Source organism: Ruegeria sp. Alg231-54, from assembly GCF_900143525.1.
Classification (GTDB): domain Bacteria; phylum Pseudomonadota; class Alphaproteobacteria; order Rhodobacterales; family Rhodobacteraceae; genus Ruegeria.
This window is the reverse complement of the sequence record NZ_FREZ01000011.1, coordinates 44,981-65,640: the sequence shown is the minus strand read 5'-3', so window position 1 is coordinate 65,640 and position 20,660 is coordinate 44,981. Positions and strand designations below refer to the sequence as shown.

The 20,660-nt window shown below is 53.9% G+C and carries 14 protein-coding genes and 2 pseudogenes; 11 read left to right on the top strand and 5 right to left on the bottom strand.

Annotation, left to right across the window (positions count from 1 at the left end):
• The first annotated feature begins 45 nt into the window (after nucleotides 1-45).
• From DHN12_RS18025 to DHN12_RS18015, 3 genes are read left to right on the top strand one after another with little or no spacing between them, the layout of a single operon-like run.
• The gene (locus DHN12_RS18025; RefSeq protein WP_108861438.1) at nucleotides 46-1,134 is read left to right on the top strand and encodes a 4-oxalomesaconate tautomerase; all 1,089 of its coding nucleotides are present in this window, start codon (nucleotides 46-48) and stop codon (nucleotides 1,132-1,134) included.
• 51 nt (nucleotides 1,135-1,185) lie between these two features.
• Nucleotides 1,186-1,404, top strand: a complete 219-nt coding sequence (locus DHN12_RS18020) for a hypothetical protein (protein WP_050605950.1) — start codon at nucleotides 1,186-1,188, stop codon at nucleotides 1,402-1,404.
• A 14-nt stretch (nucleotides 1,405-1,418) separates the two neighbouring features.
• Nucleotides 1,419-2,399, top strand: coding sequence for a D-2-hydroxyacid dehydrogenase family protein (locus DHN12_RS18015; protein WP_108861437.1), 981 nt, complete (start codon nucleotides 1,419-1,421; stop codon nucleotides 2,397-2,399).
• On the opposite strand, the gene DHN12_RS18010 is transcribed toward DHN12_RS18015, so the two are convergent.
• The gene (locus DHN12_RS18010; protein WP_186437349.1) at nucleotides 2,368-3,432 is read right to left on the bottom strand and encodes an AbrB family transcriptional regulator; all 1,065 of its coding nucleotides are present in this window, start codon (nucleotides 3,430-3,432) and stop codon (nucleotides 2,368-2,370) included. The two genes, DHN12_RS18015 and DHN12_RS18010, sit on opposite strands and share 32 nt — an antisense overlap.
• Nucleotides 3,433-3,510: 78 nt before the next feature.
• Between DHN12_RS18010 and DHN12_RS18005 the strand changes: the two genes are divergently transcribed.
• From DHN12_RS18005 to tcuB, 3 genes are read left to right on the top strand one after another with little or no spacing between them, the layout of a single operon-like run.
• Nucleotides 3,511-4,191 carry a GntR family transcriptional regulator gene (locus tag DHN12_RS18005; protein WP_108861436.1) on the top strand — a complete coding sequence of 227 codons (681 nt, stop codon included), beginning with the start codon at nucleotides 3,511-3,513 and terminating at the stop codon, nucleotides 4,189-4,191.
• Nucleotides 4,192-4,202: 11 nt separating this feature from the next.
• A complete protein-coding gene (gene tcuA / locus DHN12_RS18000; RefSeq protein ID WP_108861435.1) occupies nucleotides 4,203-5,597 on the top strand; it encodes an FAD-dependent tricarballylate dehydrogenase TcuA in 1,395 nt (464 codons plus the stop codon).
• Complete coding sequence (gene tcuB, locus DHN12_RS17995) at nucleotides 5,587-6,666, top strand: tricarballylate utilization 4Fe-4S protein TcuB (protein ID WP_058271345.1); 1,080 nt, start codon at nucleotides 5,587-5,589, stop codon at nucleotides 6,664-6,666. Before tcuA ends, tcuB begins: the two co-directional genes overlap by 11 nt.
• Before the next feature lie 225 nt (nucleotides 6,667-6,891).
• Here the strand turns inward: tcuB and DHN12_RS17990 are convergent, their stop codons facing one another.
• Nucleotides 6,892-8,262, bottom strand: a complete 1,371-nt coding sequence (locus tag DHN12_RS17990; protein ID WP_108861434.1) for an IS1182 family transposase — start codon at nucleotides 8,260-8,262, stop codon at nucleotides 6,892-6,894.
• Between the two features lie 768 nt (nucleotides 8,263-9,030).
• Here DHN12_RS17990 and DHN12_RS17985 point away from each other — a divergent pair.
• Nucleotides 9,031-9,738 (top strand): IS6 family transposase, encoded by a 708-nt coding sequence (locus tag DHN12_RS17985; protein ID WP_108861433.1) that lies wholly within the window; start codon nucleotides 9,031-9,033, stop codon nucleotides 9,736-9,738.
• Nucleotides 9,739-9,800: 62 nt separating this feature from the next.
• Here DHN12_RS17985 and DHN12_RS17980 read toward each other — a convergent pair whose 3' ends face one another.
• On the bottom strand, nucleotides 9,801-10,421 hold the full coding sequence (locus DHN12_RS17980; RefSeq protein WP_108861492.1) for a hypothetical protein: 621 nt from the start codon (nucleotides 10,419-10,421) through the stop codon (nucleotides 9,801-9,803).
• A 125-nt stretch (nucleotides 10,422-10,546) separates the two neighbouring features.
• Here DHN12_RS17980 and DHN12_RS17975 point away from each other — a divergent pair, with 125 nt between their 5' ends.
• From DHN12_RS17975 to DHN12_RS17960, 4 genes and pseudogenes are all read left to right on the top strand, one after another.
• Nucleotides 10,547-10,780 carry a hypothetical protein gene (locus tag DHN12_RS17975; protein ID WP_108861432.1) on the top strand — a complete coding sequence of 78 codons (234 nt, stop codon included), beginning with the start codon at nucleotides 10,547-10,549 and terminating at the stop codon, nucleotides 10,778-10,780.
• A gap of 255 nt (nucleotides 10,781-11,035) precedes the next feature.
• The gene (locus tag DHN12_RS17970) at nucleotides 11,036-11,743 is read left to right on the top strand and encodes an IS6 family transposase (protein WP_058271332.1); all 708 of its coding nucleotides are present in this window, start codon (nucleotides 11,036-11,038) and stop codon (nucleotides 11,741-11,743) included.
• 54 nt (nucleotides 11,744-11,797) lie between these two features.
• A pseudogene (locus DHN12_RS17965) lies at nucleotides 11,798-12,334 on the top strand (IS6 family transposase); the annotation flags it as partial.
• Nucleotides 12,335-12,417: 83 nt separating this feature from the next.
• Nucleotides 12,418-12,639, top strand: a pseudogene (locus DHN12_RS17960) (DDE-type integrase/transposase/recombinase); the annotation flags it as partial.
• An 82-nt stretch (nucleotides 12,640-12,721) separates the two neighbouring features.
• On the opposite strand, the gene DHN12_RS17955 reads toward DHN12_RS17960, so the two are convergent.
• Nucleotides 12,722-16,546, bottom strand: a complete 3,825-nt coding sequence (locus DHN12_RS17955; RefSeq protein ID WP_159090062.1) for a non-ribosomal peptide synthetase — start codon at nucleotides 16,544-16,546, stop codon at nucleotides 12,722-12,724.
• Between the two features lies 1 nt (nucleotide 16,547).
• The gene (locus tag DHN12_RS17950) at nucleotides 16,548-20,654 is read right to left on the bottom strand and encodes a non-ribosomal peptide synthetase (RefSeq protein WP_159090061.1); all 4,107 of its coding nucleotides are present in this window, start codon (nucleotides 20,652-20,654) and stop codon (nucleotides 16,548-16,550) included.
• Nucleotides 20,655-20,660: the final 6 nt, after the last annotated feature.

Here is a 20,660-nt window from a genome sequence, read left to right as displayed (position 1 = left end):
GCGCTGAATTCAGAAATTTCAACGGTTTGTAAAGGAGGGTTCGCAATGACCCAGACAGCAATCCCATATGTTTTCATGCGCGGCGGCACTTCCCGAGGTCCTTATTTTCGACGCTCTGATCTGCCTGAAGATAGGGACAAGCTGGCTGATGTGCTGGTTGCTGCCCTCGGGGCCGGACAAGCGCTCAACATCGACGGGATCGGTGGTGGTAACGCAGTGACGACCAAAGTGGCGATGCTTTCGGTCAGCGAGGACGACTGGGCAGATATCGACTATTTCTTCGCGCAGGTTTCTGTTGATGAGAAGCTGGTCGATTTTAAACCCACTTGCGGAAACATCCTCTCAGGAGTTGGTCCAGCTGCGATTGAAATGGGATTGCTTCAGCCCAACGGCGATGAGACCGAAATCCGCATTCGCGCCGTCAATACAGGCGCTCGTGTCGTTGCCAAAGTGCAGACCCCGGGCGGTGAGTTGGTCTACGAGGGCGATGCGGAAATCGCGGGGGTTCCCGGTCATTCTGCACCCGTGCAACTGAGCTTTATGGGCGTTGTGGGCTCGGCAACAGGTTCATTTCTACCCACAGGAAATTTGCGCGATGCAGTGCAGGGGATCGAGCTGACTTGCATGGACGTCGCTATGCCGATGGCCATAGCCCGGGCTTCAGATTTCGGACTGACAGGATATGAAAGCGCTGAAGAGCTGAATGCCAACCGGGCTTTCTTTGACCGGATGGAGGCAGTACGGATCGAAGCCGGGGAACTGATGGGTATGGGGGACGTATCGAAATCGGTGACTCCCAAAGTCGGCCTGATGGCACCCGCCAGAGAGGGTGGAACACTTGCGGTTCGGTATTTCATGCCATGGAAAACTCACCCGACAATGGCCGTTACGGGTGCGCAATGCATAGCATCTTGCGCTTTGACGCCAGGAACCGTCGCAGACGAGTTGCTTGATCGCCCGGATTTAAGCCCGGCTGAAGTTGTTTTGGAGCACGCCTCGGGCAAGATCGACGTTCTGGTGGACTTCTCGAACGACCAGGAGTTCAACGTGAATTCCGCAGGTCTGGTGCGAACCGCGCGCAAACTGGCAGATGGGCATGTTTATGTACCGGAATCTGTGTGGAACGATAGTTGAAAAGGCTGATCTCAAAAGGTATACTGTGGTATACATAGTGAGGATGTCCCGATGGACGACTATTCTGAATGCCTTGATATCGCGCTTCAGGAACTCAGGCTGGCGCAGTCGGCTTTGCGGAGGGACATTGCGGAATACCCGACACCGATTGCCGGGTGTGACGAGCAATTCAACCATTTGCTGGATCAACGCGAACGGGTTCGCAATGCGCTAGAAGCACTCGACACACGTCATTTTGTGCCTACGCCAAGAAAACTGAGCACCGAGTAGGGTATAGAAAGTCGATGAAAATACACATTCTGGATGACTGGTTTGACACACTGCAGGGCCTGCCCTGTTTTGAAAATCTATCTGGCCATGACGTGAAGGTCTGGACAGATCATGTCGAGGATACCAGCGAATTGGCTGAACGCTTGCAGGAGGCTGAGGCGCTGGTGTTGTTTCGCGAACGCACCAAGATCACCCGCGATTTGGTTGAAAAGCTCCCAAACCTGAAGTTGATAAGTCAGCGCAGCGTATACCCGCATGTCGACGTGCAGGCATGCTCGGATAACGGAGTACTGCTGTGTTCGAACATGCACGGCGGGACGCCTTCATATGCCGCAGCTGAACTGACATGGGCGCTGATCATGGCGGGGATGCGCGATTTGCCTGCGCAGATGGCCTCGGTCAAAACCGGGCATTGGCAGGCCGGAGTTGGCAAGACCTTGAGGGGGAGGAAACTGGGGCTGTACGGATATGGCCGTATCGCCCGCGCTGTCGCTGGCTACGCCGAGGCGTTCGGGATGAATGTGGTATGGTGGTCCTCGGACGAAGGTCGGGCGAGAGCGCATGCAGATGGCGTTCAGGTCGCCGCAAACCGCGAAGCGTTCTTTGCTCAAAGTGATGTTGTCTCAGTCCATGTTCGCCTGAAGCCAAACACACACGGCATCATCACCGCGTCAGATTTCGCGCAGATGCAACCTGGAGCACTGTTTGTGAATACATCACGTGCAGGCCTTATCGCAAAGGGTGCATTGCTTGAGGGGCTAAATGCCGGTCGCCCGGGCAAGGCCGCAATTGATGTCTTCGATACTGAGCCGCTCACCGACCCGAATGACCCTTTGCTATCGCACCCAAACCTGATTGCGACACCACATATAGGTTTTGTGACCGAGGACGAATTTGACCTGCAATTCTCAGACATTTTCGATCAGGTGAACGCTTATGCTGAAGGCGCTCCCATTCACATGATTAACCCCGAGGTTTTGACCAGCGCAGGATAAGGTTGGCTGCTATCGGCGCACCAATGATTACCAACACGATCCTTGTAAGGTGGTGCGTTATGACAAAGCCCAGATCCGCGCCAGAAACGATGGCTAAAACCGTCATCTCTGCCTGTCCGCCGGGCGCAAAGGCCAAGAATGCCTCGACCGGCTGGCCTAGCCCCAACGTGGTGACAACAGCAGTGAAAGCCGCTGCAAGGATGGCAAGGACGATGACATAGGCGAAGCCCGCTGCAACCACCCGGCGGAGTTCGACCCAAGTGACGCCCACGAATTTCACACCGATCCCGCAGCCAATAAAGAATTGCGCTGCAAGTATAGCCTCGCGAGGCGGTCGGGTATGAATGAAATCACCCAGTGAAAGAGCCGCCGTCAGGATCATTGGTCCGAGGATGGATGCCCCGAACAGGCCGATCCTCTCACCGCCTTTCCAGCCTACAAGGGCGGCCAGTACCATCAGCGCCAACTCATGTATTGGCAGGTCGCGCGCAGGCTCTCCGATTGGGTTGGTGAGCTGGGCATCGTAGAACACTGTCAGAAACAGTGGGGCCAGTGTCACGATGATCAGCACGCGCGTACCGTGGATCAGGGATAGAGTACGCGGGTTGGCGCCTGCTTCGGCACCAAAGATGATCATGTCCTGCAATCCGCCTGGCATGGCAGCATAAAACGCGGTCGTGGAGTCAAAACCCCAAATCTTGCGAAAGAAAGGCACTCCGACCAGTGCGATCAGCAGGATGAAGAATGGGACCAGCGCGATAGATGCGGCCATCTTCGGCAATTCGACAAAAAGGGCAGGGGTAATCGAAGCCCCAACTGCAACGCCGAGTATGGTGCGCGCTGCAACCGATATCTGACCAAAACCTTCCATAGGGGCATGTGCTAGGGCGGCGATCAGACACGCGCTCATTGGGCCGAATAGAAAGGGCAGCGGCAGGTTCAACGCCCAAAATACTCCGGTGCCCAGAAGCGCAAGGACCAGTGTTACGGCCCGCTTTGTCAGGAAAGAGGGTGTTTTGTTTTGGGTGGGCAAGGCGCGGCTTTCGATAATATTGACTCATAACGTATCCAAATGTATACACTTGGACGCAAGAAGACAAGTGAGCGCTCGATGACCATTCAAGACGACCCCTTACAGCCAGGCCCACAAGGCAATTCAGCGTATCAACAACTGCTGGATGAGATTCGGGATGGCACACTTCAGCCTGGCGAACGCCTACGCGAGATTGAGTTGTCAGAACGATTAGGCGTCAGTCGCACCCCTGTGCGCGAAGCTATCCGGCAGTTGGAGTCCGACGGGCTAGTAACTCATGTGCCACGGCAGGGCGCAACTGTACGCAGCCTCGATTATGCCGAAGTAATGGAGCTCTATGAGATGCGCGCGGTGCTCGAGGGAACCGCGGCACGACTAGCGGCACGTGCAGCGTCGGATGTCGAGTTGGACGAGCTGGGCGTTTTGAATGATCGCTTGGCCGAGGCTGGCACAGGCTCGGAAGCGGCTCGGATCAACCGGATTTTCCACGCCACACTTTTGGACGCAGCAAAGAATCGGTTTCTTTCCAAGTCTATGTTGTCTTTGCAAAAAGCGCTGTTGATCCTTGGGCCATCACAATTGCTGGAGGGTGACCGGGCCGAGACAGCAGTGGCCGAGCACAAGCGCGTCATGGCTGCCTTAAAGGCCCGCGATGGCGCTGCGGCTGAAAAAGAAATGCGCGCGCATATTCAGGCCGCACAACGGATGCGTATTCGGGCGTTGCAAGAACGCGACCGCACAACCGACGAAAACCATTAGGTAGACAGGATATGACCACCCAAAAGGAAGCTTATGACATCGCTGTGATCGGCGGCGGGAATGCTGCTCTATGCGCTGCAATGACTGCTGCCGAGGCAGGCGCCCGTGTTCTGATTCTCGAGACAGCGCCAAAACCCTATCGTGGTGGAAACTCGCGCCATACACGCAATTTTCGTTGTATGCATAGCGCTCCTCTGGGCCCGCTGATCGAAGAATACAGTGAAGATGAGTATCTTGAAGATCTGCTCAAGGTCACTGGCGGCAAAACCGACGAACATCTTGCTCGCCTCGCGATCCGAACCTCCGAGGAATGCCTTCCGTGGATGGAAGAACACGGCGTCAGGTTCCAACCATCCCTGTCCGGGACACTGTCACTGGCGCGGACCAACGCCTTCTTCATGGGGGGCGGGAAGTCTCTGGTGAACGCCTATTACCGAACTGCGGCGGGTCTGGGTGTCGATGTTCTGTACGAAGCTGCTGTCACGCATCTGGAGTTGAACGGTGATCGGATCGAGTGGGTCGATTACACCTATGAGGGCCAATCTCATCTCATCACGCCCAAAGCTGTCATCGTTGCCTCAGGTGGGTTTCAGGCCGACACCGATTGGCTGACCCGTGCATGGGGTGAGCCTGCCAAGAACTTTTTGATCCGGGGCACACCCTATAACCGTGGCGTGGTTCTGTCCGATCTGTTGGATCAAGGTGTGGACAGCGTCGGCGATCCGACTCAGTGCCACGCCGTCGCCATTGACGGGCGCGCGCCGAAGTTCGATGGCGGTATCGTCACCCGCCTGGACTGTGTGCCGTTTTCAATCGTCGTGAACAAGAATGCCGAGCGGTTTTATGACGAGGGCGAAGACGTTTGGCCCAAGCGCTATGCGATCTGGGGACGTCTGGTGGCGGCCCAACCGAATCAAGTTGGCTATGTGATCATCGATGCTAAGTCGCTGAACCTGTTTATGCCGTCGGTCTTTCCACCACTGAAGGCGGACACCCTGGAAGAACTGGCTGCAATGATGGATCTGCCCGCCGACAAGCTGAAGGCGACCGTTGCAGAATTCAACGAAGCATGCGGCGATACCAGTGGATTCCATCCGACTGAGTTGGACGGGGTCACGACCTCGGGTCTGACGCCGCCCAAGACGAACTGGGCGCGTCCGATCACCGAGCCTCCGTTTTATGGCTATTCGCTGCGCACCGGTGTGACCTTCACCTATCTGGGCCTGAAGGTCGACGACACAGCGCAATGTTCGACCGCCAACGGAAAGATCAAAAACCTTTGGGCCGCCGGCGAGACAATGGCCGGGTCGATATTGGGGCAGGGGTATCTGGCCGGTTTTGGCATGACCATCGGAACCGTTTTTGGACGCATCTCAGGACGTGAGGCCGCCGCTTATGCAAACTGAACTTATCCAAGAAGCTCGCCGTCAGGCCGAGATTTGTAACGCTTGCCGCTATTGCGAGGGCTATTGTTCGGTCTTCCCGTCGCTGCACGCGGAACGCGCGTTCTCGGATGGAGACATCACGCAACTGGCCAACCTGTGCCACAACTGCCGGGGGTGTTACTACGCTTGTCAGTATACGGCGCCGCACGAGTTTGACCTAAACCTGCCGAAAGCTCTGGCTGAAGTGCGGCGGGAAAGTTGGGAAAGCTTTGCTTGGCCGCAACCTCTGGCGCGGCGGTTTCATACGCATGGTGGCGCGATCGCGCTGGCCCTTGTTGTCGGTTTTGCCCTGCTGTTCTGGGCAATTCGCGTTATCGGCTCCAGCGGAGGAGAGGGGTTCTATGCAGTCCTGTCCCACAATGCGATGGTAGCAATCTTTGCGCCGGCATTCTTGTTGCCACTCTTTAGCTTGGCTATCAGCCTGAGGCGCTATTGGGCGGAGGTCGGTGGCAAACCCATCCAAATGTCTGATCTGATTGCTGCGTTGAAACGCGCTGGCAAGATGCAGGACTTGGCCGCAGGCCACGGCGAGGGTTGCAACTTCGAGGACGAAGACCGGTTCAGTCAGGGCCGACGCCACATTCACCACGCCATCATGTACGGCTTCCTGCTGTGCCTTGCCTCGACCTCGGTGGCGACGATTTTGCACTATGCGTTCGGGTTACACGCGCCCTACGGGTTCTGGTCCCTGCCAAAACTCTTTGGGGTTTCAGGCGGTATTCTGCTGACAGTGGGTTGCGGAGCTATGGTTCTGCTCAAGCAAAAGTCTGATCGCGAGCTTGGTGACCCGTCCGCATGGGGCGGCGAAATCGGGTTTGTCCTGTTGCTCGGATTTGTCGGGCTGAGCGGACTGGTCCTTTACACCCTTAGTTCAACTGCTCTGATGCCCGCGCTGCTTGCCATCCACCTTGGATCGGTTCTGACGTTCTTCCTGCTCGTACCATACACCAAGATGGCTCATGGCTTCTATCGACTTGCAGCTTTGATCAGAGACGCGCAGCGTAAGAGAGAATTGTCAGTTGGTTGCTAGCAAACATCCAACGCCAAGGGAGTAAAAAGTCGCAATTCAAGCGCATTTTGATGCCCTTGCAGGCTTCGTTCCAGCACCCCGGGTGGCGGTCAACGTCTGGAATGGGTCTGTTTGCTGTGATTGACAACATCGACACGAAAGGCAGCTTTGTCCGGATAGTGTTGAAGAAGTCGATGTTTTGGCTGGTTTGCCGACTGTCGAGATTTGGGGTGACACGCCCCTTCTTCATGTGGGGGCTGGTGCAGGGACCAGTTTTGCGAGTTTCCTGAGGTTTTGTGCTGTGGCTGCTAGCTGGAACTGTTCATATGCGCCTTTTGGTCCTCGAAGCCGCATCATCCGCACGCCGATGTATCGCTTCAGATGAGCGAAGAGCATCTCGATTTTCCGCCTCTGAATGAATGAGGTCATGTAAGCGTCGGTTTTTCGGATATCGCGTGCGACGTCTCGGGCAGCTTCGTGCACGGAGCGCATGAGGCGTCTCCCGTTGTCCTTCGGACAGCATTGCGGTTTCAAAGGGCATATGTCGCAGTCATGTTTGGAGGCGCGGTATCTGATGAAGCCGTCTTTGCCGCCATTTGCTTTTCGTGGCGTTGAGAAGTTCCGGCGATAGGTCTGCAACGCCTTGCCGCCCGGACAGGTGTAGCTGTCGGTCGCGGGGTCATAGACAAAATCTTCGCGTGAGAAGGTGCCATCGGTTCGTTTCGATTTGTCCCAGACCGGAATGTGCGGAGCGATGCCGTGCTCTTCCACCAACCAGCCCAGCATCTCTGCTGATCCGTACCCGGTGTCACCGACCAGTTTGTTTGGGGTCATACCAAAGCGGTCTGTGATCCGGTCGATCATGCGCCGTGCGGCAAAAGCCTCAGCGGTTCGGATCGGAACCGATGGTTCAACATCGACAATCACCGCATTATCCAGATCCACCATATAGTTGGTGGAATATGCGAAGAAGGCAGCCCCACCGTCTGCACCTGTCCAGCGTGCCGCAGGGTCGACTGGCGAGATGTATTTGGGGACGACTTTAGTGGACGCGCCGAATGCGGCATCATCCAGCGTTTCGAGGTACTCGTTCAGAACACGAGAGGTCAGTTCAGGTGGCAGGCCTTCCTCGCTATCAATGCCGCGTGTCTGGTTTGCATTCGCGGGTATCAGGCTGGCGTCAACGCCAAAGCTGTGGCCACCGACAAGGCCTTCATCCATGCAGCGCTGCAAAACTGTCTCGAACAAATGACGGAACAATCCGCTCTCCCGGAAACGGCCATGACGGTTCTTTGAGAACGACGAATGGTCAGGCACCGGATCGGCCAGGTCCAGCTTGCAAAACCAGCGGTAGGCCAGATTGACATGTATCTCTTCGCAAAGCCGCCGCTCGGAGCGGATGCCCATGCAGTATCCCAACAGCAGCATGCGGATCATCAGTTCGGGATCAATCGACGGACGACCATGTGAGCTGTAATACGGCGCAAGCATTGGGCGCACTTCGGTCAGATCAAGGAAGCGATCAATCCCACGCATCAGGTGATCCTGCGGCACAAACTCTTCGATTGAGAACTCATAAAACAACGCACCTTGCGCCACCTGCCTCGGTCCCATCATCGCCGTGCCCTCCCACTCTCAAAACAAGTGAATCAGGACACCAGCAACCAATCAACAGACTTTTTCAACAGTATCTCCGCACAGCAGACGGTCACGAGTAATTTGCAAATGACCGCATCGAGCCCAAAGCCGACGACGAAAAGATGGCCGATCCGTATTGGGTTTCTATTGCGTTTCCCAATCAGCACCTACTCAATTTCGAAGCTGGTACCGCGGATTAAGCTTGGTCGAGTGCAACTATACTTTCGGATACCAAACCTATTCCGATGAACGCCTAGTGCATACCGTCATTCTGTGGTGATTTCGCCCTGCACAGTCCCATAATTGTGCTGCCACCTCCGACTACCCATCCCCCTGTCGGAGGGATGTTTGCCAGCTTCGCAATGCAAGTTTGTGAGTGAGTCCGCATTGCGAAGCTGGCCTTTTTTAGCCTCAACAAAAAAGGCCCCGCACAATGGCGAGGCCGTAACTCGTTACCCCCTCACAAATCACTATTGGATTGGGTTAAGCTCAATACGGCAAGGACCGACGCTTGGATTAAAAGTTCCCCGCGTCACCCGAATCTGGGATGATTGGCAACGCGGGGATAGTCTGGTCATGAGACAGCCCAGGCTATATGTCTGCTCGGGCCTTTTAGCCCGCGCAGGAACAGAGCTGACGTAAAGACATTCTGCAAAACGTCTTGTGATTTTTCGCCAAAACTCACTACACGGTCTTGTCAGAAGAACTTTGCTTGAGCGGGGCAGGGGTGTTGCGTAGCTTTTGTCCATGACCAGACCTGCCTCTTTCAAGTACTTCAAAACCAGTTCCGAGATTATCCGCTTGGCGGTGATGCTGTACATCCGTTTCCCGCTCTCGCTTAGGAATGTCGAAGATCTGCTGCACGAACGCGGGATCGATGCCAGTCATGAAACTGTCCGATATTGGTGGAACAGGTTTGGCCCGATGTTCGCTGCTGAGATCAGACTGAAGCGTGTTCAGCAGCTCCGCCCATTCTCTAAATGGAAGTGGCACGTGGACGAGGTTTTCGTGAAGGTGAATGGCAAGCGACACTACCTCTGGCGGGCCGTCGATCATGAGGGCGAAGTGCTGGAAGCAATCGTTACCAAACGTCGAAACAAGCAAGCGGCATTGAAATTCCTCAGGAAATTGATGAAGCGAAACGGCAAAGCGGAAACTGTCGTCACGGATCGCTTTGCCTCATACAGAGCCGCGCTCAGAGAACTGGACGCGCTTGAAAAACAACAGACGGTCAGGTGGCTCAACAACCGCGCTGAGAATTCGCACCTGCCGTTTCGACGACGCGAACGCGCGATGCAGCGTTTTAGGCGCATGCGAAGTTTGCAGAAGTTCGCCGCCGTCCACTTCTCTGTCTACAACCACTTCAACCAGGAGCGATCTCTCACCAGCCGAGACACCTTCAAGCTGACACGCACCGCCGCTCTTGCCGAGTGGCGCGAACTTGGTGCGGCTTAAAGGGCAGTTCTATTGGCCTAGCTGAGACTGGTTCGAATTTGTCTGACAGCGCCCCTGACATGCTAACGCAATGCCCGTCGGCTCTTGAGCGGTTCCTTGGCCACTGCAGCGCGTTGCAGAAAGAGCAGCTCGCCCAACATCTCGCGGACCGCTGCTTTTGAAGGGGTAGGTTCCAGAAAGTCAAACAGACGCAACAAGTTTGCCGGGTGTTTTAAGACCAATGCTGCCAAACGCTCTTTCGCGGTATCGACTTCATAGGCTGCAATCATTTGCGCCGCGGCTTGCGTTGGGGTTAGCAGAGCATAATCTTGTGGCCGCATGGATGTTTCTCGCAGCGCGTCAAACGGCGATGCACCAAGCGCCCGGAATTTCGGCATATGAATGCGTATGTCAGCAGCGCAGTTCTCAATCACCGAACCGGATCGCTGAAAATATTCGAAAGGGGCGAGTTTTTTCAATGCGCGCCTTCGCATCGGGGCGGACAACATATCAAGATCTGCACGATCGTAGTGCAAATCGTCAAAGACGGAGATCAACCGCAGTCCCGCGTCGGCTACCATCAAGTAGGGATCGGCGTTCAGTACCGCGACCATGTCGGCAGAGTTTGCATGCTGCTTTGCGGCATCATAACGTACAGCCGCGTAAGTCTTCCGATCAAAAAGACGTTTAAGTTGATCTATCATAAAGTCGAATCCTTCATTCGCTTCGACGCGACGATCCTTCACTAGTCGTCGCAGGCAAACAGATAGGCTTTACGAGGTGCAAAAAAAACCTAACTGCTGAGTAGGAATGCTCAGGTAAAGCTATCATGCTTCAAGACAAGAAATCAGAAACCGATGCCGAGCGGCGAAAGGCGCTGCTGCGGCGCTTGTTATTTGACCTGAGCCGGTCCAATCCCGAACTCTACTATCAGTCGACGAGCCAGATTTCTCGGTTGCTGAAGGATCATATTTCTGATGGCAAATCGCTAAACGGAGAAGAACGCAAACTTATGGAACCGCTCACCTGCCGCGACCTCGAAGTCCTCCTTAGTCTACATTAGCGACAGAAGCCCCAGTCTTTCATTTTGACGCGCAAATAATCACAAACGCGGAAAAACAGTCGGTCGCTCATCTTACGGCATCAGTCAAGTTGAGCGCGAAACCGCCTTGCGGCGACGCAGCGAGGCGCACCCTATCTCAATTTTGAGAGGAGACATTGCGACTTCTGCGATGATCTTGTCCCTTTAGTTACTTGGCTTGGTCTTGTCAGAAGAACTTTGCTTGAGCGGGGCAGGGCAGTTGCGTAGCTTTTGCCCATGACCAGACCTGCCTCATTCAAATACTTTAAAACCAGTCCCGAGATCATCCGCCTTGCGGTGATGCTGTACATCCGTTTCCCGCTCTCGCTTCGGAATGTCGAAGATCTGCTGCACGAGAGAGGCATCGACGTGAGCCACGAAACTATCCGATATTGGTGGAACAGGTTTGGCCCGATGTTTGCTGCTGAGATCAGACGGAAGCGTGTTCAGCAGCTGCGCGCATTCTCCAAATGGAAGTGGCACGTGGACGAGGTTTTCGTGAAGGTGAATGGCAAGCGGCACTATCTTTGGCGGGCTGTTGATCATGAAGGCGAGGTGCTGGAAGCCGTTGTCACCAAACGCCGAAACAAGGCTGCAGCACTGAAATTCCTCAAGAAGTTAATGAAGCGACACGGCAAAGCGGAAACCGTCGTGACGGATCGCTTCGCCTCATACAGAGCCGCGCTCAAAGAACTGGATGCACTCGAAAAACAAAGGACGGGCAGGTGGCTCAACAACCGCGTCGAGAACTCGCACCTGCCTTTCCGACGAAGAGAACGGGCCATGCTGCGTTTCAGGCGTATGCGAAGTTTACAGAAATTCGCCTCCATCCATTCTTCCGTTTACAACCACTTCAACCAGGAAAGATCGTTAGCCAGTCGAGACACCTTCAAGCTGACCCGCGCCGCCGCTCTTAGCGAGTGGCGTCAACTTTGTTCCGGATAAGTTCGCGATTTCCGCGGCAAACTGAGCCTAGTTCGAATTAGTCTGACAGCACCTGGCCCGATATTCGCGGCAGAGATCCGCAGAAACAGGGTCAATCGGATGCGATCTTATTCGAACTGGCAGTGGCATCTGGACGAGGTCTTCGTGAAGATCAATGGCGAGACGCACTACCTATGGCGGGCTGTGGATCACGAAGGCGAGGTGCTGGAAAGTTATGTGACCAAGCGCCGAGATCGCAAAGCCGCGTTGAAATTCCTCAGGAAAGCAATGAAACGCTATGGGAGCCCACATGTCGTCGTGACGGACAAACTTCGATCCTACGGTGCTGCCATGAAAATCATAGGCAATGCACAGAAGCAGGAAACCGGCCGCTGGCGGAACAATCGAAGCGAGAATTCGCACCAGCCGTTTCGACGACGAGAACGGGTGATGCTGCGGTTTCGGCAGATGAAAAGCCTGCAGAAATTCTCCGATGTTCACTCTTCGGTTCACAACCACTTTAATCTGGAACGCCACCTCTACAACCGCGATAATTTCAAGCGCAACCGCGCCGTTGCTCTCACTGAGTGGCGTCAACTCGGCGCGGCATAAGGACAGTGTCATTGTCCTTGTAGAGACTGGTTCGAATTGGTCTGACACCACCACTGGGTGCACTCGAAAAACAAAGGACGGGCAGGTGGCTCAACAACCGCGTCGAGAACTCGCACCTGCCTTTCCGACGAAGAGAACGTGCGATGCAGCGTTTCAGGCGCATGCGAAGTTTACAGAAATTCGCCTCCATCCATTCTTCCGTCTACAACCACTTCAACCAGGAACGATCGCTCACCAGCCGGGACACCTTCAAGCTGACCCGCACCGCCGCTCTTGCCGAGTGGCGTCAACTTTGTTCCGGATAGGTTCGCAGTTTCCGCGGCAAACTGAGACTGGTTCGAATTAGTCTGACAGCACCAGTTTAAATGTGGGATCAGAGTTTAGAGGTTATCGAATCCTGCGGTCTACGCATTCCGAAATCACAGAAGCGATAGTTGCAAAAACGTCTGGTCGGCTCATTAGCTCCACATGCTTCATGTCTAGGCTGTAAAGGCTTTTGTCCCGCAAGTGCGTATCCAAAACGTCGCCGCCAGTCAGAGAGGGGTTGCCGCGTGACAAAAACACGTGTGCCGGGGGATCAAAGCGAGGCACGCGAAAATTACTGATCGCCAATTCGTGGGCAATTTCGACACCCCTGATCCTCGCTTCTTCAGCTTCAGGTTGCTCAGCTAGAATGCGCTTGATTTCAGGAACGACGCGCCGTGCTTTAAAGCGGCGTTTCCAGCCTTTGATGATGTAGCGCAGTCTTTTGTACGAGCGAAAGTACAAGGGCTGTAACTCCGGTTCTGCCCCGACCATTTTGAACGGAGGGTCCAAAAGGATCATACCAAGGGTTTTTTCCTGCCCCAATTGTCTTGCCATTTCCATGGCAATCGGACATCCGGCGGAATACCCGCACAGAACAAATGGACCGGTCTTATTGGTCTGTTTAAGATGAAAAATAGCTTCGGATGCAAGGTCGCTGACAGACCGGTCAAACGGGACGGGAGTACCTTCTGTCCGATGGCTTGGAATATGCACAACGGAATGGTCTGGACCCAAGCTTCGGGCCATATACCGGCTGAACTTGACAGAGCAATGCGCAATTAAGACTGTTGTTTTGCTCGTTCCTTGGCTGGAAATCTGAATAGCGCTTTCGCTCCCAGAGAACATCTCGCCCGCGCGCCTCTCGGATACCCTTTTGGCCAATTCAGCAACTGTTGGGCAACTAAAAAGATCGGTTGGTTCAAAGTGAATTCCTTGCTCGCAACCCCTAGCATAGGCCGAAAGTGTCGCCAAACTGTCGCCCCCCAAATCAAAGAAATTGCCGTTTCTCGTCTGACATCGCGTATTCAGCGTTTCGGAAAAAATTGCGGCTATTTGCTCCTCGAGCTCTGTCTTCGGGGGTGCGCCAACGTGGGATTGCAGGTGCTCGGTGACCATAGCCTTAAGTGCGTTTTGATCCAACTTTCCGTTCGGAAGAATAGGAAACACTTCAACACCAACAACCGAACTTGGATGGAAAGGTTCTGGAAGACTGGCCTCAATGTGACGCGCGGTGGCCTCACAAATCGGGTCGCTGGGTCCGCATTCTATCGCCAAGATAATACTATTGGAGCCCGAAAGCGCCAATGAAACGGCAGCTATACGGCGTTGTTCAGTAACAACTTGAGCAGCAGCCTCAATTTCCGAAAGCTCGACTCGATGTCCGCGTATTTTGATTTGTTTGTCCCGGCGGCCCAAGAACGTGATGCATCCCGAGGCGTCAGCAACCCCAAGATCGCCTGTTCTATACGCCCGGATGCCTTCACCCCCAAATTCAAAGAACCGATTTTTTGTGTATTCCGAATCGTGTAGATAGCTGTTTGCGACTGTGTGGCCAGCAACAATGATTTCACCGGTTATCCCCGGTTCAGCGGGGCAATCATCGTTATCGAAGACGCCCACCCAGGTTCCGGGAATTGCCTTCCCAATTGGAACAATCGGGCCTTCTTCAAAAGCCGTAGCATCAAACGAAGTGCACCAAACCGTACCCTCCGTCGGCCCATACTCATTCATCAATACGCAATTGGGCAGCAACTCTTTTAATTCGTGAGGCAGGCTGTCGTAGAGTGCTTCTCCAGCGGCGATTAGAACCCGTAGGCTTTGCAAATCACTTTGTGGTACGGACATCAGAAGCGCGCGAGCCAAGCTCGGTAGGCACAGAGTATGGGTCACATTGTGTCGGGAGATTAATTCTCCTAACTGGTTCGGACTTTGCTCGGCGCGTTTCTCGGCGACGACCAAATGCCCGCCAGTGCAAAGGGTCCAGTAAATTCCGGCAACAGAGCTGTCAAACGCCAAAGAGGACAGCAGTAGGTAGACTTCAGGCGCAGCACCGTAAACCTCATCTCGCGCGACCGTTGATACGGCCAGCGCTGAGTGAGAGATCTCAACACCTTTGGGTTTGTTTTCTGACCCGGACGTGAACATGACATAGGCACGCGCACCGAGCTTAACATCGTCCGGGTGGATCGCCTGATCGAGCACGTCAACTAGAACCGGATGAGCAGATTTGGTGGGCAGGTTATTTTGCGACGTTCGTGACGTCACAATGAAACGGGGCTTGACCGTTTCCATCATCTGCGAGAGACGAATTTCCGGATAATTCAGATCCAGCGGAACATATGCTGCACCTGACATCATCACGCCCAAAAAGGCTGCAAATGCATCCACGCCACGCGGCAAAGCTACAGGGACTATATCGTCTTCAGTCACACCAGCTTTGAGCAGTGAAAAGGCTAGTTGCCGCGCGCGTTTCGACAGTTCGGAATAAGTTACCGTTTTGTGGTTGTCAGATATTGCGACCGCATTTGGCGAAGCGTCAGCGTGTTGCAGGAAGCGATGAATGACAGTTTCAGCTTTTGGCGCGGGTAAGATGTAAACCGGGTTAGCACCGTCTTTCATCAGGTTTCTTATTGGCGTTGTAGGATCATTGGCAATTGCAAACAAGACGCGTTTGTAGCTTTCAAGGCACGACCGAATGGCTTCGGCGGAAATACGTTCTGGGTCGAAATAGATTTCAACATCCAAATCTTTCTGCGGCGTCACAAGAAGCGATAAGGGATAATTGCTGAACTGCGCTGTCTTAAGACCAGTGATCTCAATGTCGTCAAAGACGAAATCTTGTTTCTGAACGCCTTCATTCACAAACAGCGTATCGAAAACGGGGGTTCCACTTGCGAACGGGGCGCAGCTTTGTACGTCTGCGAGCGAGGCGTGCTCATGTTTTAGTCGTTTCAACTCTGTGCTAGTGTGGTCTTGTAGGAGCTCGCCCACTGATTGGGACGGATCGATTTTGAAACGTACTGGCAGTGTGCTTATGAATGCACCAACGGCTTGAGAAATATTGGGGATTTCAGGTGGACGTCCTGCAGTCGTGGTACCAAACACGATGTCGTTTTGCCCGAGATACCTGCGCAAGACCAATGCCCAAGCCACAGACAAAACCGTATTTGGTGTGACCTTCAATTCTGCCGAAGCCCGATTTACGCTCTCCATCAAGTCGCTGCCTAATCGCTCGGCGTACGAGACCTGGGTCGGAGACTGATTTCGGCTGTCCAGTTCAGGAAGCAAGCAGGGCGCTTCCAAGCCCACAAAGTAATCGGTCCAAAACGCAGTGTCCGTCAGTGGACCCTGTTTTTTGAGCCAGGTCAGATAGGTTTTGAAACTTGGCGCAATCGAACCGGCAGGGCTTTTTCCATGGTAAAGGTCGAAGAGATCTCTAATCGAAACGCCGGTCGACCACCCATCACTGATAAGGTGATGAATTGTCCACACAAACCGCCAGCAGTCTTGCGCTTCCTTGATCATTGTAACTGCCATCAAGGGGGGGCTCTTCAAATCAAACTGCCGTAGCTGCTCTAGTTTCAGAAGGTCGTCGAAACGCTGTTCCAAACCTGAATGCTCAGTCCAATCCAATTCGGTCCACGGCAAGCTAACCTGTTCCTGGATGACCTGAACGGGTTGCTTCACACCCTTCCAAACGAAACCGGTTCGGAATACGTCGCGCGCTTTTACAAGAGACTCCATCGCAACTTTCAGCTGCACTGGGTCCAGAGGGCCCCGCAACGTGCAACTGACTACAGCTACATATTGTCCGTGTAGCTGCGCCTCGTCATCGACATGAAACAATATCCCGCGCTGGGCGGAAGACAGCGGAAGAATGTCGGCTACACCTTGCGGATATCCCATGTCAGCCCAGCGCCTCCGAGATGCTTGAAAGATCATCATCGTCCAGATCGAGCAGAGCTTCTTCCGGGCCTTCCCCAATGCTGACTGACGACAAATTGTCTGCATGTGCAGCAAGTGCTCGAACGCTTCGGTATTCAAACAGCGAGGTCGCAGGCAGGGCAAACCCCTGTTCATTGGCCTTCATAGCAATCTCTATCGCGGCAAGGCTGTCGACGCCTAGATCGAAAAAGTCATCGGTCGCACCGATCTGGAGTTTACCCATCACCGCAGACAGTATGTCGGCCAACTTTTGTTCCGTTTCCGTCTCAGGTGGAACCAAGCCCGAGCGCTGCACGCCTCGCCTGCTTCCTTTGGGCAGACGGGATGCATCAACCTTTCCATTGGGGCTAAGCGGCATATCCTTCAGTAAAACCACTTCGTCAGGCAACAAGCCTCTTGGAAAATGGGCCTCTAGTGTCTGCCAAACATCTTGTTCTGCGATATCGCGACCGGCCACGTAAACGGATAGCTTTTGTTGGTTGACGGGCTCGTCAAATCCAATCTCTTCGAGGATCGCTTCGACGCGCTGCGTATCGATGTCGTCGTTAAGCTCTTCTAATGCCTGTTCGCGGGTTTTGTGGCCTAAGCGCACATCCCAGGAATAGGGCAGTGCGTAGTTGTGGTACCCCTCGCGTGACTTGTGCAAATAGATCCCGGTGTCATTGATCAGGCAATTGGTCGACCTACCAGTGTCCGATGGGCGTTGCCATGCAGTTTCCTTATCAAGAAACTCGTAAATCTCAGCTACGGGCACGTCGATGTAGCGGTAAATGTCGAGCACCTCGATCTGATCCAGAAAACGTCCATCTTTCAGGTCATCCGTTTCCAAAAGCTTGGAAAGCGCGTCATCTTTTGCGTGATAGGCTTTACGCGCCTTGGTAACCATATCGTCCAGCTGGGAGCACGTAGGGGCTGCGTTGCGGAACAGGTCGGGGGTCAAGCGTGTTTCAAAGAACTGCCCTCTGGACAATCCTGTCACCACCATAGTCGCGCCATCGGCCAAAGCCGTACGGAACGCCAAAGTGTATAGCGCCTTGAAACAACCCTGACACACGTTGGAGTGTGTTTTCAGGCTGTCGACGAATATCTGGTTCATCTTGTCAGTGCTGAGATAGCGATGATCCCAACCAAGATCTTCTGCTACCCTTTGAATATTCGTCTTCGACTTTTCAGAGATATAGCCATTGTCCAAAGTCACGGCGAGCACGCGCGACGTGTAATCAGCAAGCCGATAGGCGGCGTATGTGCTGTCTTTGCCGCCACTCAGCATCATGACCGCGTCGTATTTCCCGGTGCTCGCTTCGGCTGCACGCGCTATTTGGCGCTGTAGCGCAGGTTCATCCTTAAAGTAGGCCTGCGCTCGGGCTTTGTAGTTGTCGAATTCTGCGCAAAAATGGCACAGATCGTTTTCAACAAAATCTACCCCGGACACGGAATCCGTAAGGCCACATGTTTTGCATTGCTTGTCTCCGCCAATAGACGGTGCTGATCCGAACGAGACATGAACGGCATTCACATTCGGCAATTGTCGCAAAACGCGGTCAATCTCTGCGACTTCGAAACGCACACCGCCTATTTTTATTTGTTGATCCGCCCGGCCAAGGTAATCAAATCGCCCATTTCGATTGATACGACCCAAATCACCAGTTCGGTAAACCTTGCCTTGAATTGCTTTTGGATCCTCCAAGAATTTCCCTTCAGTTTTGGAGGGTGCGCCAAGATATCCCTCGGCCAAGCGGCCGCCGATAACGATTTCTCCGGTTACACCAATGGGGCAAAGGTTCATGCCTTTATCCCTGACACTGACCGAAACACCGGCTGCGGGAGACCCTATTTGGACCGAGGGCTCGGTATCAGCAACGGGGTCATATGTGTGGTGCATGGCGCCGACGACGGCTTCTGTTGGGCCGTATTCATTAATAAGAGTTAAAGACGGTGATAGATCTTGGGTCGCTTTGCGGCAGAGTTGCGATGTCAGGTTCTCACCACCCAGAACAAGCGTCTGAATACGCTCAACAACATGACCCTGTTTGCAAGCCAAGGCGAGGTGAGAGGGGGTCAATTTCACGACATCCACCGCGTCTTCGGTAAACACGTCTAGCACTGCAAGGTCAGGGTCGGAGTGCTCCGGGTATATACGGATCGACCCACCAGTAGCCAACGGCGCGAATAAGGACGTCAGTGTCAGATCGAATGATATTGAAGAAAAGAATGCGTAGTGCGCAGCGCGGTTGCCTGTGAAAGTCTTTGCGGCCCAGTGAATGTAGCGTGACAGGTTTGTGTGATTGACCTCAACGCCTTTTGGCAATCCTGTCGAACCTGAGGTAAACAGGACATAGGCAAGGTCACTGCCAGATGGTCTCTCGAAAGTGCGTGGCGTATCTGCATTGACCAGTGTGATGTTCAAGCTTCGACAAGCAAAAGCGCGGTTATCGTCAAAGGGCACGAAAACTGCCGCAGCGCCTGAAATTTTGACAATCTGTTCTGCACGCGCGCTTGGTGTATTTGAAGCGATGGGCACAAAGCTGCAACTGGCTTTCAACACACCCAACATGACCAAAATGAAATCCATGGATCGCGGCAGATTGATCGCTATGGGAGACCCACGTGGGATTCCGAGGCCAATGAGGTAAGCTGCGATCTGATCGCTGCGCCGGTCAAGTTGTCGGAAAGTTATCTGGTCGTCGGTACACGACAGTGCAATTGAATCCGGGGAATTGATAACTTGTGCCGAGAACGCGTCCAAAACTGTTTCGGGCGCACCCGCCAAGTTTTGTCTTCCAAATACAATCGCCCGATCTTTTTCATCTGCAGCGATGTCCAGTGCTGCTACACGCGTATCCGGAACTTCGACCGTAGCTTTCAAGACGCGCAGGAAATGGTACTGCAGGGCCCCAGCCGATACGTTATCTAAGATTTCCTCGTGTACATCCAGGAACATCTCTGGCTCGCCGTTCCCGTGAAAGTCCATTATATGGAGACGAATGGTATGGCCCGCGTCATGCGCACCGCTATGGAGCCATTTCGCCGTTGCCGGCTTCCCGGCGAAGCTTCCAAACTCGGCTTGAATGTAGTTGCAAACGGCGCTTATGCCCGATGTGTCGATGTTTGCAACCGCGCCGGGTTTCGCCCGCCTTAAAAAAGTGCCCAGCCCGGTTTTGACCTTTACATATACATCCAACAGCGTGTCTTCAGCGTCTAACTCCACAGTTAAAGGCAGAACTTCGACAAATGGGCCCAGCGTTCTTTTGTCTTGGCTCGACAAGCGGTTATGGGATGGCAATCCAACGGTGATCTGATCGTCGCCTGTGACCCGATGCAAATACCCGAAATAGGCCGTCAGGTAGACTGCCAGCTTCGACAAGTCTTGCGTGAACAGGCGGAATTCCGATTGGGTTACAGCGTGCTCAAGCGTGTCCTGTATATCCTGCGGAATCTCCAAAGCGATACGTTTGGAAAAACCTGCTCGCTTGGCGTTACTACCGTATGGTGATGACGATGGGTGGAAAGGCGAAGGCGCCGCAAGTACCTCGGCGGTGTTGAGCAGTGGCGGGCTTTGAAAAAAGCTTGGCAGCGGCTCGGCAGTAAAAACACCGTCATGTTCGATAGCCGAATACCGTTGCGACACTTGATCAAAAAATAGAGCACCGGACTGTGCATCACACACGATGTGATGTTGACATAAAGCCCAAACCCAATGGTCGTTCGCCAACTTGATCAGTTGGCTGCGCAGTGTTTCACGCCTTAGATCAAACGGAACTTGAACCCACGCATTGAGCTTGCGTTCCAAGTCAGTTGCCGCGTCAGGCGACTGGCTGGCGTCCTTACACTCCAGAAGTCCTTCAAATGCATGTTCGACAACTTGAATGGGCGCATCAGTCCCTTCTCGAAAAACCGTGCGCAGAATTTCGTTTTCTTGAGCCGTTTCGAAAAACGCCCGTCGAAACACATCGGGGTCCACCTCGAAGTTCAAGTCAAATCGCCAAGCCATATTGTAAACAGGCAGGTCCGGTTGCAGGAGATGGCCTTTCCAGAACCTCAGTTGGCTTTCAGACAATGGATGCGACATGTTGGC